The organism is Erwinia oleae, assembly GCF_000770305.1.
Taxonomy (GTDB): Bacteria; Pseudomonadota; Gammaproteobacteria; order Enterobacterales; family Enterobacteriaceae; genus Erwinia; species Erwinia oleae.
The window spans coordinates 1-16,221 of record NZ_JNVB01000004.1 but is presented as its reverse complement, the minus strand read 5'-3'; the positions used below and the strand labels follow the sequence as shown (position 1 = coordinate 16,221).

The 16,221-nt window shown below is 55.0% G+C and carries 17 protein-coding genes; 15 read left to right on the top strand and 2 right to left on the bottom strand.

The features are described from left to right. Nucleotides 1-148 precede the first annotated feature (148 nt). The 4 genes from GS12_RS02170 to GS12_RS24200 all read left to right on the top strand — a co-directional run bounded on the left by GS12_RS02170 (nucleotide 149) and on the right by GS12_RS24200 (nucleotide 3,392). A complete protein-coding gene (locus tag GS12_RS02170; RefSeq protein WP_034913338.1) occupies nucleotides 149-1,051 on the top strand; it encodes an amino acid ABC transporter substrate-binding protein in 903 nt (300 codons plus the stop codon). A gap of 197 nt (nucleotides 1,052-1,248) precedes the next feature. After that, a complete protein-coding gene (locus GS12_RS02165; protein ID WP_034913337.1) occupies nucleotides 1,249-1,989 on the top strand; it encodes an amino acid ABC transporter permease in 741 nt (246 codons plus the stop codon). Beyond that, on the top strand, nucleotides 1,989-2,666 hold the full coding sequence (gene gltK / locus GS12_RS24205; protein WP_034913334.1) for a glutamate/aspartate ABC transporter permease GltK: 678 nt from the start codon (nucleotides 1,989-1,991) through the stop codon (nucleotides 2,664-2,666). The genes GS12_RS02165 and gltK overlap by 1 nt, the downstream gene beginning before the upstream one ends. Continuing rightward, nucleotides 2,667-3,392 carry an amino acid ABC transporter ATP-binding protein gene (locus tag GS12_RS24200; protein WP_034913332.1) on the top strand — a complete coding sequence of 242 codons (726 nt, stop codon included), beginning with the start codon at nucleotides 2,667-2,669 and terminating at the stop codon, nucleotides 3,390-3,392. A 39-nt stretch (nucleotides 3,393-3,431) separates the two neighbouring features. Here GS12_RS24200 and GS12_RS02150 read toward each other — a convergent pair whose 3' ends face one another. Both GS12_RS02150 and GS12_RS02145 read right to left on the bottom strand, forming a co-directional pair. Then, entirely contained in the window at nucleotides 3,432-3,914 is a 483-nt protein-coding gene (locus GS12_RS02150) for a zinc ribbon-containing protein (protein WP_034943519.1), read from the bottom strand. A 163-nt stretch (nucleotides 3,915-4,077) separates the two neighbouring features. Continuing rightward, nucleotides 4,078-4,338, bottom strand: coding sequence for a hypothetical protein (locus GS12_RS02145; protein ID WP_034943517.1), 261 nt, complete (start codon nucleotides 4,336-4,338; stop codon nucleotides 4,078-4,080). 361 nt (nucleotides 4,339-4,699) lie between these two features. Between GS12_RS02145 and leuS the strand changes: the two genes are divergently transcribed. From leuS to ybeD, 11 genes are all read left to right on the top strand, one after another. Then, nucleotides 4,700-7,282, top strand: coding sequence for a leucine--tRNA ligase (gene leuS / locus GS12_RS02140; protein ID WP_034943515.1), 2,583 nt, complete (start codon nucleotides 4,700-4,702; stop codon nucleotides 7,280-7,282). 14 nt (nucleotides 7,283-7,296) lie between these two features. Continuing rightward, a complete protein-coding gene (gene lptE, locus GS12_RS02135) occupies nucleotides 7,297-7,893 on the top strand; it encodes an LPS assembly lipoprotein LptE (protein WP_034943513.1) in 597 nt (198 codons plus the stop codon). Continuing rightward, nucleotides 7,890-8,921, top strand: coding sequence for a DNA polymerase III subunit delta (gene holA / locus GS12_RS02130; protein ID WP_034943511.1), 1,032 nt, complete (start codon nucleotides 7,890-7,892; stop codon nucleotides 8,919-8,921). Before lptE ends, holA begins: the two co-directional genes overlap by 4 nt. Continuing rightward, complete coding sequence (gene nadD / locus GS12_RS02125) at nucleotides 8,914-9,588, top strand: nicotinate-nucleotide adenylyltransferase (RefSeq protein ID WP_034913317.1); 675 nt, start codon at nucleotides 8,914-8,916, stop codon at nucleotides 9,586-9,588. The genes holA and nadD overlap by 8 nt, the downstream gene beginning before the upstream one ends. Before the next feature lie 62 nt (nucleotides 9,589-9,650). Further along, nucleotides 9,651-9,968, top strand: coding sequence for a ribosome silencing factor (gene rsfS, locus GS12_RS02120; protein WP_034913314.1), 318 nt, complete (start codon nucleotides 9,651-9,653; stop codon nucleotides 9,966-9,968). 3 nt (nucleotides 9,969-9,971) lie between these two features. Then, nucleotides 9,972-10,442: a 23S rRNA (pseudouridine(1915)-N(3))-methyltransferase RlmH gene (gene rlmH / locus GS12_RS02115; RefSeq protein ID WP_034943509.1), complete on the top strand. Its 471-nt coding sequence runs from the start codon at nucleotides 9,972-9,974 to the stop codon at nucleotides 10,440-10,442. A 34-nt stretch (nucleotides 10,443-10,476) separates the two neighbouring features. Further along, nucleotides 10,477-12,381, top strand: a complete 1,905-nt coding sequence (gene mrdA, locus GS12_RS02110; RefSeq protein WP_034943507.1) for a peptidoglycan DD-transpeptidase MrdA — start codon at nucleotides 10,477-10,479, stop codon at nucleotides 12,379-12,381. A 2-nt stretch (nucleotides 12,382-12,383) separates the two neighbouring features. Then, complete coding sequence (gene mrdB, locus GS12_RS02105) at nucleotides 12,384-13,496, top strand: peptidoglycan glycosyltransferase MrdB (RefSeq protein ID WP_034913305.1); 1,113 nt, start codon at nucleotides 12,384-12,386, stop codon at nucleotides 13,494-13,496. Nucleotides 13,497-13,508: 12 nt separating this feature from the next. Then, nucleotides 13,509-14,594: an endolytic peptidoglycan transglycosylase RlpA gene (gene rlpA / locus GS12_RS02100; RefSeq protein ID WP_034943505.1), complete on the top strand. Its 1,086-nt coding sequence runs from the start codon at nucleotides 13,509-13,511 to the stop codon at nucleotides 14,592-14,594. Between the two features lie 143 nt (nucleotides 14,595-14,737). Further along, nucleotides 14,738-15,949 (top strand): D-alanyl-D-alanine carboxypeptidase DacA, encoded by a 1,212-nt coding sequence (gene dacA, locus GS12_RS02095; protein WP_034913299.1) that lies wholly within the window; start codon nucleotides 14,738-14,740, stop codon nucleotides 15,947-15,949. Nucleotides 15,950-16,057: 108 nt separating this feature from the next. Further along, a partial coding sequence (gene ybeD / locus GS12_RS23145; protein WP_152601337.1) for a DUF493 family protein YbeD occupies nucleotides 16,058-16,221 on the top strand: 164 nt, incomplete at its 3' end.

The window sequence follows — 16,221 nt, the reverse complement described above, 5'->3', positions numbered from 1 at the left end:
CTTTCCTGTTTCATATTGTTAACAATCAGCTATGTTATGGCTGTTCAAAGCGCGTTACGGCTTGGGATTTGAAAAGAAAGCAGCAGGCAATAAACATAACATCATAATCGGCGCGTTTTTTGCGCGCCACACAATGAAGGAGTTAGAGATGAAATTACGGAAACTGGGACTTTGCCTGGCTCTGGCGGGTCTGGCATCCGGTATTGCTCGTGCAGAAGACGCACCGCAGATGTCCACGCTGGATAAAGTTGCCAAAAATGGCGTTATCGTTGTCGGTCATCGCGAGTCATCTGTACCTTTCTCTTACTACGATAACCAGCAAAAAGTCGTTGGCTACTCTCAGGATTATTCAAACGCCATTGTGGCAGCTATCAAAGCCAAACTGAATAAGCCCGACCTTCAGGTAAAAATGCTGCCAATCACCTCGCAAAACCGTATTCCGCTGCTGCAAAACGGCACCTATGATTTTGAATGTGGTTCCACCACCAACAACCTCGAGCGTCAGAAACAGGCCGCTTTTTCCGATACCATCTTTGTTATCGGCACGCGCCTGCTGGTGAAAAAAGGCGGCCCGATTAAAGACTTCGCGGACCTGAAAGGGAAAACCGTGGTTGTTACCTCCGGCACCACGTCTGAAATTCTGCTTAATAAGCTGAACGACGAGAAAAAAATGAGCATGCGCATCATCAGTGCGAAGGATCATGGTGACTCCTTCCGCACGCTGGAAAGCGGTCGTGCCGTTGCTTTCATGATGGATGACGCACTGCTGGCTGGTGAACGCGCTAAGGCCAAAAAACCTGACAACTGGGACATTATCGGCACGCCACAATCCAAAGAAGCCTATGGCTGCATGCTGCGTAAAGGCGATGCAGACTTTAAAAAGCTGATGGATGACACCATCGCCAAAGCACAGACTTCCGGCGAAGCGGAAAAATGGTTTGATAAGTGGTTTAAGCAGCCTATTCCACCTAAAAATCTGAACATGGATTTTTCGCTGTCGGATGACATGAAAGCAACGTTCAAAACGCCGAACGACAAAGCGCTTAACTAAATAAAGAAAATAAGGGCGGCTCATGTCGCCTTCTGATTGTTGAATACGGGCCGGACAGACACCCCGACCGCAGGCTGCGCTGACAGCGGCTGACGTTGGGTTTACTGAACGCAGTGGTCGTTCCCCATCGCGTCCGGATACAGGCTCTCACCAATCTTCAGGGTAGCTTCGCTACCCTTTTTTTAACGGAGTACGTTATGTCAATCGATTGGAACTGGGGCATTTTTCTACAACAGGCTCCGTTCGGGAACACCACCTATCTGGGCTGGCTGTGGTCAGGCTTCAAGGTGACGCTTGCCGTCTCTTTTTGCGCCTGGATACTCGCCTTCTGCGTCGGCTCTCTGTTCGGTATTCTGCGCACCGTCCCCAACCGCCTGCTTTCCGGGATCGGCACCTGCTACGTGGAACTGTTTCGTAACGTTCCGCTGATCGTGCAGTTCTTTATCTGGTATCTGGTGATACCTGAACTGCTGCCGGAAGATATTAGCATCTGGTTTAAGTCCGAGCTGGATCCTGACATCCAGTTTTTTGTCTGTTCCGTCTGTTGCCTGGGTCTGTTTACCGCTGCCCGCGTCTGCGAGCAGGTTCGCGCCGCCATTCAGTCGCTGCCGCGTGGACAAAAGAACGCCGGCCTGGCCATGGGGCTGACGTTGCCACAAACCTATCGCTATGTGCTGCTGCCGAACGCTTATCGCGTTATCGTGCCGCCGATGACATCAGAAATGCTTAACCTGGTGAAAAACTCCGCTATCGCCTCAACCATCGGGCTGGTTGATATGGCCGCGCAGGCGGGCAAACTGCTCGACTACTCCGCGCACGCTTATGAATCCTTTACTGCCATAACCGTGGCCTATATCGCTATTAATCTGGTGGTGATGTTTTTGATGAGCCTGGTGGAGCGAAAAGTCCGGTTGCCCGGTGGAATGGGAGGTAAATAATGTACGAATTTGACTGGAGCACCATCGCGCCGAACCTGCCCTACCTGATTAACGGCATGATCATCACGTTGAAAATCACCGTGACCGCGGTGATATTTGGCATCGTCTGGGGAACCCTTCTGGCGGTAATGCGCCTGTCGCGCTTTAAGCCGATCAGCTGGTTCGCCCGGCTTTACGTAAACCTGTTCCGCTCGGTGCCGCTGGTCATGGTGCTGCTGTGGTTTTACCTGGTTGTACCCAGCTTTTTACAACAGGTGCTGGGCCTGTCGCCAAAAACCGATATTCGCCTGATTTCCGCTATGGTCGCCTTTTCACTCTTTGAGGCCGCCTACTATTCAGAAATTATCCGTGCCGGGATCATCAGTATTGCTCGCGGACAGGGGAGCGCTGCGCTGGCGCTTGGCATGACGTCGTGGCAATCAATGCAGCTGATCATCCTGCCGCAGGCCTTTCGCGCCATGGTGCCGCTGCTGCTCACGCAGGGTATCGTGCTGTTTCAGGATACCTCACTGGTCTACGTGCTCAGTCTTGCCGACTTCTTCCGTACCGCCGACACCATCGGCATCAACAACGGTACCGAAATCGAAATGGTGCTGTTTGCCGGTGCGGTTTACTTTGTTATCAGCCTTAGCGCTTCACTGTTGGTCAGCTATTTAAAGAAAAAAAGGACAGTTTAAATGATTTCCCTGAAAAACGTTTCTAAGTGGTATGGTCACTTTCAGGTGCTGACCGACTGCTCAACCGAAGTGAAAAAAGGCGAAGTGGTCGTGGTTTGTGGCCCGTCCGGTTCGGGTAAATCCACGCTGATAAAAACGGTGAACGGCCTGGAGCCGATTCAGCAAGGCAGCATTGAAGTGAACGGCATTGCCGTGAACGATAAGCGCACGAATCTGGCCCAGCTACGCTCAAAAGTCGGCATGGTGTTTCAGCATTTCGAGCTGTTTCCTCATCTGTCCATTATTGAGAATCTGACCATTGCCCAGGTCAAAGTACTCAAGCGCAACAAAGAAGCCGCGCGGCAAAAGGGGCTGAAACTGCTGGAGCGCGTTGGACTTTCAGCGCATGCCAATAAGCATCCCGGCCAGCTTTCCGGCGGTCAGCAGCAGCGTGTGGCAATCGCCCGCGCGCTCTGTATGGACCCCATCGCCATGCTGTTCGATGAGCCAACTTCCGCGCTTGACCCGGAGATGATCAATGAAGTGCTGGACGTCATGGTGGAACTGGCCAACGAAGGCATGACCATGATGGTGGTGACGCACGAAATGGGCTTCGCTCGTAAAGTGGCTAACCGGGTGATCTTTATGGATGAAGGGAAAATCGTGGAGGATTCGCCAAAAGATGCGTTCTTTAACGATCCGGCATCCGATCGCGCTAAGGACTTCCTGGCGAAAATCCTGCATTAACGTAGCGCCTGCCGGGCGGATTAGCGCCGCCCGGCAGATTTACGGTTCGAAAGGCTGGCGCTGGAACTGATCGTTCCCGCACTCCGGACAGCGGGTCAGCGTTTCTGGCGTGTAAATTGCCCGTGTGAAGCGGCATTTTTCACAGACCAGATTGCCCAATCCCACCACTTCACCGCTCTGATAGACACCATGATGGTTCAGATCCTGAAAGACTTCACGCCATTCCAGCTGGCTTTTGTCGGTAATATCGGCCAGTTCTTTCCAAACGCTTTCACGAATAACCCGTAAAAAGACGCTGTCGCCAGCATCAACATGATGTTCGGTATAGCTGCGGGCAAACTCTTCCAGATCGCGGCGCACGGCGCGCACGACATCGTCAATCTGACTGTCGGTCAATTCGCCGCGATTGATCATCCGCATCCTCGCGCTCTCAACCAGTGCATCAATATCATGCTCGCCCTGGTTAATGCGTTCGGTCAGTGATGCAACCAGTTCCTGATAATACTGAGCAACCTTGTTCATTTTTTCTCCTTAACGTACCGGCACGTTAGCGTTTTAATTTTAGCGGTAAAACGACAACTGTGAGGGAAAGCAGCGGAGAAATAACGTTCTGGTGCTAAAAGATGGGATAAAACAGGGCCGCCTGCCCGCGTTAATCGCGGTACGGGCAGGCAGCCTGAACAGATTAGCCGCCGCCAACCGGGTTTGCGCCGTTTCCGCCGCTGCCAATTGAGGAGCCCGCGCCCGCGCCGTTTCCACCGCTGCCTATTGAAGAGCCCGTACCGGCGCCGTTGATGGCACTGGCCGCATCGGCCATGCTGTCAGCCACACTGTCATTATGGCGAGTGTCAGACTGCGACTGGGATACCGAGTGAACGCTGGCCAACGCCACAGAACTGGTTAACGTCAGTGCGACTGCCAGTAGCGAACGTTTAATTGGATTCATAAAATCTCCCGGCACAGAGGCCATTAGTTGAATGTAAAATTCCCTTTCTTTTCAGTTGAAATCACGCCCTGTTGATGTTCATAAGTGTTCATTCCCTGCGCCGGGTTCCTGATAATTTTTGCGAAGCAGATAACATATTGTTTACTGAGCGATTAGGCAGACAACTTTTTTTGCCTGCCGCCTTCCACCTTTATGAGAAATGGCCGCCAGCAGGGCGGTTACTGTTGTTGCGCTGAGTGCTTATCAGCTATGCTATGCGGATCTTAACGAACACAGCAAAAGTTAACTCTTTGTCGTTTCAAAACCATCACGCTTACGGACAAAGAGAAGAGCGCTTATTTACAAAGGATCACAGGCTGCCATGCAAGAGCAATACCGCCCGGAAGAGATAGAATCCCACGTTCAACATCATTGGGAAGAGAAGCAAACCTTTAAAGTTACGGAAGATGAAGGCAAAGAGAAGTATTACTGCCTCTCCATGCTGCCCTATCCTTCTGGCCGCCTGCATATGGGCCACGTACGCAATTACACCATCGGCGACGTTATCTCCCGCTACCAGCGCATGCTGGGTAAAAACGTGCTGCAACCTATCGGCTGGGATGCCTTTGGCCTGCCCGCTGAGGGCGCGGCGGTAAAAAACAACACCGCACCCGCGCCCTGGACCTACGACAACATTGATTACATGAAAAACCAGCTGAAGCTACTGGGCTTTGGCTATGACTGGAGCCGTGAACTGGCAACCTGTCAGCCTGAATATTACCGCTGGGAACAGTGGTTCTTTACTCGCCTGTATGAAAAAGGTCTGGTCTACAAAAAAACGTCCGCCGTTAACTGGTGTCCTCACGACCAGACGGTGCTGGCGAACGAACAGGTTATTGATGGCTGCTGCTGGCGCTGCGATACGCCGGTTGAGCGTAAAGAGATCCCGCAGTGGTTTGTCAAAATTACCGCCTACGCCGATGAACTGCTCAACGATCTGGACACGCTGGAGAGCTGGCCGGAGCAGGTCAAAACCATGCAGCGTAACTGGATTGGGCGTTCAGAAGGCGTTGAAATCACCTTTGACGTCGCTGAAAGCAGCGAAAAGGTGACCGTCTACACTACGCGACCCGACACTTTTATGGGCGCCACCTATCTCGGCGTTGCGGCTGGCCACCCGCTGGCTGCGCAAGCGGCAGCCTCTAATCCAGCGCTGGCCGACTTTATCGCCGAGTGCCGCAATACCAAAGTCGCCGAAGCGGAAATGGCGACCATGGAGAAAAAAGGCATGGCAACCGGTTTATACGCCCTGCATCCGCTGAGCGGTGAAAGACTGCCGGTATGGGTCGCCAACTTCGTGCTGATGGAGTACGGCACGGGTGCCGTTATGGCGGTTCCTGCCCACGATCAGCGCGACTGGGAGTTCGCCACCAAATATAACCTTACGATCAAGCCTGTGATCCTCGCCGCCGACGGCAGCGAACCGGATATCAGTGCAGCCGCGCTGACAGAGAAAGGCACGCTGTTTAATTCAGGTGAATTTGACGGACTTTCCTATCAAGACGGCTTCAATGCAATTGCTGACAAACTGGCTGAGAAAGGCGTCGGCGAACGCAAAGTAAACTACCGACTGCGCGACTGGGGTGTGTCCCGTCAGCGCTACTGGGGCGCGCCGATCCCAATGGTAACCCTGGAAGACGGCACGGTGATGCCCACGCCAGCAGATCAGTTACCGGTCATTCTGCCGGAAGACGTCACCATGGACGGCATCACCAGCCCCATTAAAGCCGATCCTGAGTGGGCAAAGACCACCGTAAACGGCCAGCCCGCTCTGCGCGAAACGGACACCTTCGATACGTTCATGGAATCGTCGTGGTATTACGCTCGCTATACCTGCCCGGACTATGATCAAGGGATGCTGGATCCCGCTGCGGCCAATTACTGGCTGCCGGTCGATCAGTACGTTGGCGGTATTGAGCACGCGATTATGCACCTGCTCTACTTTCGCTTTTATCATAAGCTGCTGCGCGATGCGGGCCTGGTGACGTCTGACGAACCGGCCAAACGCCTGCTGTGTCAGGGCATGGTACTGGCCGATGCGTTCTGGTATCACGGCGTGAACGGCGAGCGCAATTGGGTTTCTCCGGTTGACGTCACCGTTGAACGCGACGAAAAAGGACGTATCGTCAAAGCAACCGACACGACCGGCCGTGAACTGGTTTACGCGGGCATGAGCAAAATGTCCAAGTCGAAAAATAACGGTATCGACCCGCAGGTAATGGTTGAGCGTTACGGCGCCGATACCGTTCGCCTGTTTATGATGTTCGCCTCCCCCGCCGACATGACGCTGGAGTGGCAGGAGTCAGGCGTTGAAGGGGCTAACCGGTTCCTGAAACGCGTCTGGAAACTGGTGTATGAACACACCAGCAAAGGCGCCGTCGCCGCATTAAACGTGGCGAGTCTGAACGACGAACAGAAATCACTGCGTCGCGATTTGCATAAAACAATTGCTAAAGTTTCCGATGACATTGGACGCCGTCAGACCTTCAACACGGCCATTGCCGCTATTATGGAGCTGATGAATAAACTGGCGCGCGCGCCGCAAGAATCGGAGCAGGATCGCGCACTGATGCAGGAAGCGCTGCTTGCCGTTATCCGTATGCTTTATCCTTTCACGCCGCATGCCAGCTTTACGCTGTGGCAGACGCTTGGCGGCATCGAAGATATCGATAACGCCGCCTGGCCTGAAGCTGACGAACAGGCAATGGTGGAAGATTCCATACTGGTTGTTGTACAGGTCAATGGTAAAGTACGTGGCAAAATAACCGTTGCGGCGGACGCCACGCAGGAGCAGGTGCAAGCGCGTGCCGCAGAGGAACATCTGGTCGCCAAATATCTTGCTGGCGTCACCATCCGTAAAGTGATTTACGTACCGGGCAAGCTATTAAATCTGGTCGTAGGTTGATGTCAGGAGGAACTGTGCGACATCCGATTATCTCTGTGTTTGTCACTCTGCTGGTGCTGATCACCGCAGGCTGTGGCTTTCATCTCCGCGGTACAACGTCTGTACCGCCTGAAATGAAAACAATGATTCTGGACACCAGTGACCCCTACGGACCGCTGACCCGCGCCGTTCGTGAGCAGCTCCGCCTGAATGACGTTACCATTCTGGATGATGCAGGGCTGCGCAAAGATGTGCCTTCGCTGCGCCTGCTGGGTGAAACTCAGGGACGTGATACGGCCTCGATTTTCCAGGACGGTAAAACGGCGGAGTACTCGCTGGTCATGACGGTCAGAGCACAGGTTCTGGTGCCGAATAAAGGCATCTATCCAATCAGTGCGACGGTTTATCGTTCGTTCTTCGATAACCCGCTGGCCGCGCTGGCGAAGGATTCGGAGCAGACCATTATCACCAGCGAAATGCGCGCTCAGGCCGCACAACAGCTGGTGCGTAAGCTGCTGACGGTACACGCCGCAGAGGATGACAGTTCGATCAATACGCTGGATGCCACGCCTGCGGCCGTTGATGAGAACTCGCCTGAATCGATGCTCCCCAACAACTCGCTGGCAAGATGATCAGGGTTTATCCCGAACAGCTCGGCGCGCAGCTCAATGAAGGACTGCGCGCCTGTTATATTCTTACCGGCAATGAGCCGCTGTTGCTTCAGGAGTCGCAGGATACCGTCCGCAACGCCGCGCAGCAGCAGGGCTTCACCGAACATTTCAGTATGGCGGTTGAGGCCAACACCGATTGGGAAGCGATCTTTTCCGCTTGTCAGTCGCTGAGCCTGTTTGCCAGCCGGCAGACGCTGCTCCTCACCCTCCCCGAAAATGGCCCAAACGCAGCGATGAGCGAACAGCTTGTTACGCTCTCCACGCTGCTTCATGCTGATATTCTGTTGCTGCTTCGCGCGGCGAAGATCACCAAAGCCCAGGAAAACAGCGCCTGGTTCAAAGCACTGAGCGCGCAGGCTGTGATGGTGCCGTGCCAGACGCCGGAACCGGCGCAGCTTCCACGCTGGGTATCGGCCAGAGCGAAAAAGTATAAACTCACGCTGGATGACGCGGCCACACAGCTTCTTTGCTACTGTTACGAGGGCAATCTGTTGGCGCTGACGCAGGCGCTGGAGCGCCTTTCATTGCTCTGGCCCGATGGCAAGCTCACGCTGCCGAGAGTTGAAGAAGCGGTCAACGATGCGGCGCATTTCACGCCTTTCCACTGGGTGGATGCGCTTCTGGCCGGAAAAAGCAAACGGGCAAGGCATATTCTCAGGCAGATGAAGGCAGAGGATAGCGAGCCGGTCATTCTGCTACGCACGCTGCAACGCGAGGTGATGACATTGCTGACGCTTCAGCGCCAAAGCGCCACCACGCCGCTCAGAGCGCTGTTTGACAAACATCGCGTCTGGCAGAATCGCCGACCGCTGTTTTCTGAGGCGCTTCAGCGATTATCGGCAAGGCAGCTTGCTCAGGCCATCAGCCTGCTGACGCGCATTGAGATCTCCCTCAAACAGGATTATGGCCAGGACGTGTGGCCAGAACTGGAAACGTTAACGCTGCTGCTCTGTAGCCCCTCTTTTCCGGAAAGTTTTTGTGATGTCTGAGCCACTTCATGCGCTTCTTGGCGGCACTTTCGATCCCATTCACTATGGCCATCTCAGACCTGCTGAGGCGCTGGCCGCGCAGATCGGTCTGAAGAGCGTCACGCTGCTGCCAAATAACGTGCCGCCGCATCGGCCTCAGCCAGAGGCGTCATCGCAACAGCGTGCGGAAATGGTGCGACTGGCCGTTGCCGATGCACCACTTTTTAACGTCGACCTGCGCGAAATGCAGCGCGAAACGCCTTCCTGGACAATTGATACGTTAACGGCGCTGCGGGCAGAGCGCGGAAACGATCAACCCCTGGCGTTTATTATCGGGCAGGATTCACTGCTAAGCTTACATAAGTGGCATCGCTGGCAGGATCTGCTTAAGGTGTGTCATTTGTTGGTTTGCAAACGTCCTGGCTATAACAGCACGCTGGAAACGACTGAGATGCAGCGCTGGCTGCAACAGCATCAGACGGTCGATCCGCAGTTGCTACATGCCTCCCCGGCCGGAAAGGTTTTTCTGGCGACCACGCCGCTGCTGGCCATCTCAGCAACGGAAATTCGCCAGCGGCTTCACCAGAACCAGTCCTGTGATGCGTTATTGCCGCCCGCCGTGCTCTCCTACATCAATGACGCGGGTTTATATCGAAACCCGGTGCCTCATGGTATACTGCGCCGCTAAATTTTCCGGGTTCGCGGAAAAAATCGTCCTGTTTCAGACTTACAAACCCGAGGGGGAACCTTTTGCAAGGTCAAGCACTCCAAGACTTCGTCATTGATAAGATTGACGATCTGAAAGGCCAGAATATCGTCTCTTTAGACGTTCAGGGCAAATCCAGCATTACCGACTGCATGATTATCTGCACCGGCACTTCCACGCGCCACGTGGCCTCGATTGCCGAGCATGTTGTGGAAGAGTCCCGCGCTGCGGGATTACGGCCGCTGGGTGTGGACGGTAAAGCAACCGCTGACTGGATTGTTGTCGATCTCGGTGACGTTATTGTGCACGTTATGCAGGAAGAGAGCCGCCAGCTCTATGAGCTTGAAAAGCTCTGGAGCTGAGCCATGAAGCTGCAACTGATCGCCGTCGGCACGAAAATGCCGGATTGGGTGCAAACCGGCTTCATGGAATATCTGCGTCGCTTTCCCAAAGACATGCCGCTTGAGCTGGTTGAAATACCGGCCGGCAAGCGTGGAAAAAACGCAGACATCAAGCGCATTCTGGAAAAAGAAGGTGAATTGATGCTGGCGGCGACCGGCAAAGGCAACCGTATCGTCACGCTGGACATTCCCGGCCAGTCATGGGAAACGCCGTATCTGGCTGAACAGCTTGAACGCTGGAAACAGGACGGACGAGATGTCAGCCTGCTGATCGGCGGCCCTGAAGGGTTGTCTCCCGCCTGCAAAGACGCAGCGGAACAAAGCTGGTCTCTCTCTGCGCTGACCCTGCCCCATCCGCTGGTACGGGTGCTGGTTGCCGAGAGCCTGTACCGCGCGTGGAGCATTACTGCGAACCATCCTTATCATCGCGAATAGGCGACAGGGTTAACCGGATATACTTAAGCAGCGGATGAAATTACAACGCAACTCATTTCGTGACTATACCGCTGAACAGACGCTGTTTGTTCGCCGGGCGCTGATCGCATTTTTGGGCATTTTGCTGCTCTCCGGCGTGCTGGTGGTTAATCTTTATCATCTTCAGATACTTCGTTACAGCGACTACAGCACGCGATCTAACGCGAATCGTATCAAGCTGGTGCCAGTGGCGCCGAGTCGCGGCATTATTTTCGATCGTAACGGCATTCCGCTGGCGCTCAACCGCACCATTTATCAGCTGGAACTGGTGCCGGAAAAAGTGGATAACCTCAAGCAGACTCTTGAGGCGCTGCGGCCTGTTGTCGATCTCAGCGACGACGATTTGGCCGCGTTTGAAACAGAACGCAAGCGCTCACGTCGGTTCACCTCTATTCCGTTGAAAACCGGCCTGAATGATGTTCAGGTGGCGCGCTTCGCGGTTAACCAGTACGCTTTCCCCGGCGTCGAAGTCAAAGGCTATCAGCGCCGCTACTATCCCTATAATTCCGCCCTCACCCACGTTCTGGGTTATGTGTCGAAAATCAACGATCGCGACGTTGAGCGCCTCGATAAAGAGGGAAAATGGCCTAATTACGCCGCCACGCATGATATCGGCAAGCTCGGCATTGAACGCTATTACGAAGACACCCTGCACGGCAAAACCGGTTATGAAGAGGTCGAGGTTAACAACCGCGGCCGGGTAATCCGTCAATTGCACGAGCAGTCGCCGCAGGCCGGGCAGGATATTTACCTGACCATCGATCTGAAGCTGCAACAGTATATTGAGACGCTGCTGGCGGGCAGCCGCGCCGCGGTGGTGGTGACCGATCCGCGTAATGGCGACATTCTGGCGCTGGTTTCCACACCCAGCTACGACCCTAACCTGTTTGTGGACGGCATCAGCAGCAAAGATTATAACAGGCTGCTAAACGACCCTAACCGTCCATTGATTAACCGCACCACGCAAGGCGCTTACCCGCCGGCATCGACGGTGAAGCCCTATATTGCCGTTTCTGCCCTGACCAGCGGCGTCATTAACCGCAATACCAGCCTGTTCGATCCCGGCTGGTGGCAGCTGCCGGGCTCTGAGAAACGTTTCCGCGACTGGAAACACTGGGGTCACGGTCGTCTGAACGTCACAAAATCGCTGGAAGAGTCCGCGGACACCTTCTTCTATCAGGTAGCGTACGATATGGGCATCGACCGCCTCTCCTCATGGATGACTAAATTCGGCTACGGCAAGCTTTCCGGCATCGATTTGACGGAAGAGACGCCGGGCAACATGCCGACGCGCGAATGGAAAATGAAGCGCTACAAAAAACCGTGGTATCAGGGCGACACCATCCCGGTGGGTATCGGCCAGGGTTACTGGACGGCGACGCCGGTGCAGATGAATAAGGCAATGATGATCCTGATTAACGACGGTGTCATTAAAACGCCGCACCTGATGATGTCGAGAGTTGTCAGTAATGTGAAAGTGCCCTGGCGTGAGCCGGCCGAGCCGCCCGTTGCCGATGTCCACTCCGGCTACTGGGAAATTGCGAAAGATGGCATGTATGGTGTGGCGAATCGTCCTAACGGCACGGCGCGGAAGAGCTTTCAGGATGCACCTTATAAAATCGCCGCCAAGTCCGGTACCGCTCAGGTTTACGGCCTGAAGGCAAATGAAACCTATAATGCGCACAAGATAGCGGAACACTTGCGCGATCATAAGCTGATGACCGCTTTTGCCCCTTACGATAAACCCCGCGTGGCGGTAACGATGATCCTCGAAAACGGCGGCGCCGGCCCGGCAGTAGGCACCATTATGCGCCAGATCCTCGACCACATCATGCTGGGCGATAACAACACTAACCTGCCTGACGCTGCTCCGGTGCCGCCAGGCTATGAAGGTGAATAACGATGAACGATCGTCATCAAAAACGCACGATCTGGGCTAAAATTCACGTCGATCCGACGTTTTTAATCCTCATCGCCGCGCTGCTGATTTACAGTGGATTGGTGATCTGGAGCGCCAGCGGGCAGGATCCAGGCATGATGGAGCGCAAAATCGGTCAGATTGCGATGGGCTTTGTGGTCATGATGGTGATGGCGCAAATTCCGCCGCGCGTCTACGAGGGCTGGGCGCCCTACCTCTATATTGTCTGTGTAATATTGCTGATTGCGGTGGATGCGTTTGGTCACATCAGTAAAGGCGCGCAGCGCTGGCTGGATCTTGGCGTGGTTCGCTTCCAGCCTTCGGAGATTGCCAAAATCGCCGTGCCGCTGATGGTGGCACGTTTTATTAACCGTGACGTATGCCCGCCGACTCTCAAAAACACCGCCATCGCGCTGGTGCTGATCTTTATGCCTACGCTGCTGGTCGCGGCACAGCCGGATCTCGGTACGTCGATCCTGATTGCCGCTTCCGGCCTGTTTGTGTTGTTTCTTTCCGGCATGAGCTGGAAACTGATTGCCGTTGCGGTTCTGCTGGTGGCCGCATTCATACCGGTGCTCTGGTTCTTCCTGATGCACGACTATCAGCGCGCTCGCGTGATGATGCTGCTCGATCCGGAAACCGATCCGCTGGGTGCGGGCTATCATATTATTCAGTCGAAAATTGCTATTGGTTCAGGCGGCCTGCGCGGCAAAGGCTGGCTGCACGGCACCCAGTCGCAGCTTGAGTTTTTACCCGAGCGCCACACCGACTTTATATTTGCCGTGTTAGCCGAAGAGCTTGGCCTGGTCGGCGTACTGGTTCTGCTGATACTCTACGTGCTGCTGATTATGCGTGGGCTGGTGATGGCGGCGCGGGCGCAAACCACCTTTGGGCGCGTGATGGCGGGCGGGCTGATGCTCATTTTCTTTGTGTATGTTTTTGTTAATATTGGCATGGTCAGCGGCATTCTGCCGGTGGTAGGCGTTCCTCTGCCGCTGGTCAGCTACGGAGGCTCTGCTTTAATTGTGCTGATGGCCGGGTTTGGCATTATTATGTCGATTCATACCCACCGGAAACTATTGTCGAAAAGCGTTTAAAGAGGCTTAAACATGCGTAAGGATTGGCTTTGGATTGGCCTGGCGTCGGCACTGCTGGCAGCCTGTACTACAAATGAGCAGCAGGCGCCTGTGCAGCAGAGCCAGCAGCCTGCCTATAACGGGCCGGTGGTGGAAATCGGCGGTGTTGAACCGCGCTATGAACCGGTCAATCCGGCTACGCAGCAGGACTACAGCGTCAACGGTAAAACCTATCGTATTGTTAAAGATCCCGCTAATTTTAGCGAAACCGGCCTGGCGACCTGGTATGGCGAAGAGGCCAACGGCAGCCGTACGGCGACAGGCGAACAGTTTGATCCCGATGCGCTGACTGCCGCGCATCCCACCTTGCCGCTGCCCAGCTATGTTCGTGTAACCAATCTTGCTAACGGCCGTCAGATCGTAGTACGCGTGAACGATCGCGGCCCTTACACGCCGGGGCGGATTATCGACCTCTCCCGCGCCGCTGGCGATCGCCTGAATATCTCTAATAATACGCGTGTGAAGGTGGACTTTATCAACGTCGCGCCTGACGGCACGCTGTCCGGCCCCGGCACCATCGGCACGACCGTGGCGAAACAGAGCTATGCCCTGCCGCCCCGCCCTGACCTTGCCGGCGGCATGACCACATTGGGCGGCGACGCGTCACAAACTGCGCCAGCGCAACCTGAGGCGGAAGCTCATCCGGTAGATAACGGCAACCCCGCCGGTGACGAAATGGGTGCGCCGGTGCGTTCCAGCGGCTTTTTAGGCGCGGCGCAGCCTCTGCGCGCTGGCGTGCTGGAAAGCAGTGAGCCTGCGCCTGCCGCTGCGCCCGCCGTTGCTGCTGCACCGGTTGCGGCGCCTGTTGCTGACAGCAAGCCAGCCGCCTCTGGCAGCGGCTGGTCGGTACAGGTCGGCGCGCTCAGCGATAGCGCACGCGCCCAGCAGTTAAAGACATCGCTGAGCGACAAATTCGGCGTGCCTGGCGCAGTCAGCAATCAGGGCAACGTCTATCGGGTTCAGCTCGGCCGTTTCTCTTCTCGCCAGCAGGCCGCTGCGCTTCAGCAGCGCTTGCTTAACGAAGCGCAGCAGCAATCTTTTATCACCGCCGCCCCTTAGCAGAGGCAAACTGCTCCGGCATGCCGTCACCGGCCGACTAAACCTGTTACATACTGCCGATAAAGACGGATGCCGGGCGTTACGGCTTTTGCTATAGTGAGTCACTTTTTTTAACTCAGCCCATGGATGTTGTAGTCCTTAACATGAACAATTTCACCTCTTCCCTACTGATCAAACGCCTGACGGCAGGATCGCTGATTGCGCTCAGCCTGACCACTTTCGCTCACGCCGACGACGTCAATATCAAAACCATGATCCCGGGCGTTCCGGATATTGACGCTGAAGCTTACGTCCTGATCGACTACAACTCGGGCAAAGTGCTGGCAGAAAAAAATGCCGATGCGCGTCGCGATCCTGCCAGCCTGACAAAAATGATGACCAGCTACGTGATTGGCCAGGCGGTTAAAGCGGGTAAAATTCATCAGGAAGATGTGGTGACCGTAGGTAAAGACGCCTGGGCAACCGGCAACCCGGTCTTTAAAGGCTCCTCACTGATGTTTCTCAAACCCGGCGACCGCGTACCGGTTTCGCAGCTGACACGCGGCATCGTGCTTCAGTCGGGCAACGACGCCTGCGTGGCGATGGCGGACTATGTTGCCGGTAGTCAGGATGCCTTTGTCGGCCTGATGAACAACTACGTAAAAGCGCTGGGCCTGCAAAACACGCATTTCCAGACCGTTCACGGCCTGGACGCGGAAGGACAGTACAGCTCTGCACGCGACATGGCGCTGATTGGTCAGTCGCTGATCCGCGACGTGCCGGACGAATACGCGGTCTACAGAGAGAAAGAGTTTACCTTCAACAATATCCGTCAGACCAACCGCAACGGCCTGCTCTGGGATACCAGCCTGCACGTTGACGGCATTAAAACCGGGCATACTGAAGCCGCAGGCTACAATCTGGTTGCTTCCGCAACCGAAGGCCAGATGCGTCTGATCTCGGCGGTAATGGGCGGTCATACCTACAAAGGACGTGAAACCGAAAGCAAAAAGCTGCTGACCTGGGGCTTCCGCTTCTTTGAAACCGTTGCCCCGCTCAAAGCAGGCAAAGAGTTTGCGTCCGAGCCGGTCTGGTTTGGCAACAGCGATCGCGTACAGCTGGGCGTGGAAAAAGATGTCTATCTGACCATTCCACGCGGCCGGATGAAAGACCTGAAGGCAAGTTACACGCTGAGTAATACTGAACTGCACGCGCCGCTGAAGAAAAATCAGGTTGTCGGCAGTATTAACTTCCAGCTTGACGGCAAAACCATTGAACAGCATCCGCTGGTGGTGCTGAATGACATGCCTGAAGGCGGATTCTTCGGCCGCATCGTTGACTATATCAAGCTGATGTTCCATCACTGGTTTGGTTGATCGGGGCAGCCAGCCCCTCTTGATTTCGTGCTCCACGCCACCATATCTGTGGTATATTCAGACTCCTGCTGCGGCAGGAGTCTTTGTTTTGGCGTTACCGGAGCCCCTATGAAAACCAATCTTAAAGAACTGCTCGAATTCCCCACGCCTTTTACCTACAAAGTCATGGGTCTGGCGCAGCCAGAACTGGTTGATCAAGTGGTTGAAGTTGTCCAGCGCCATGCGCCGGGCGACTACTCTCCCGACATCAAGCCAAGCAGCAAAGGCAACTA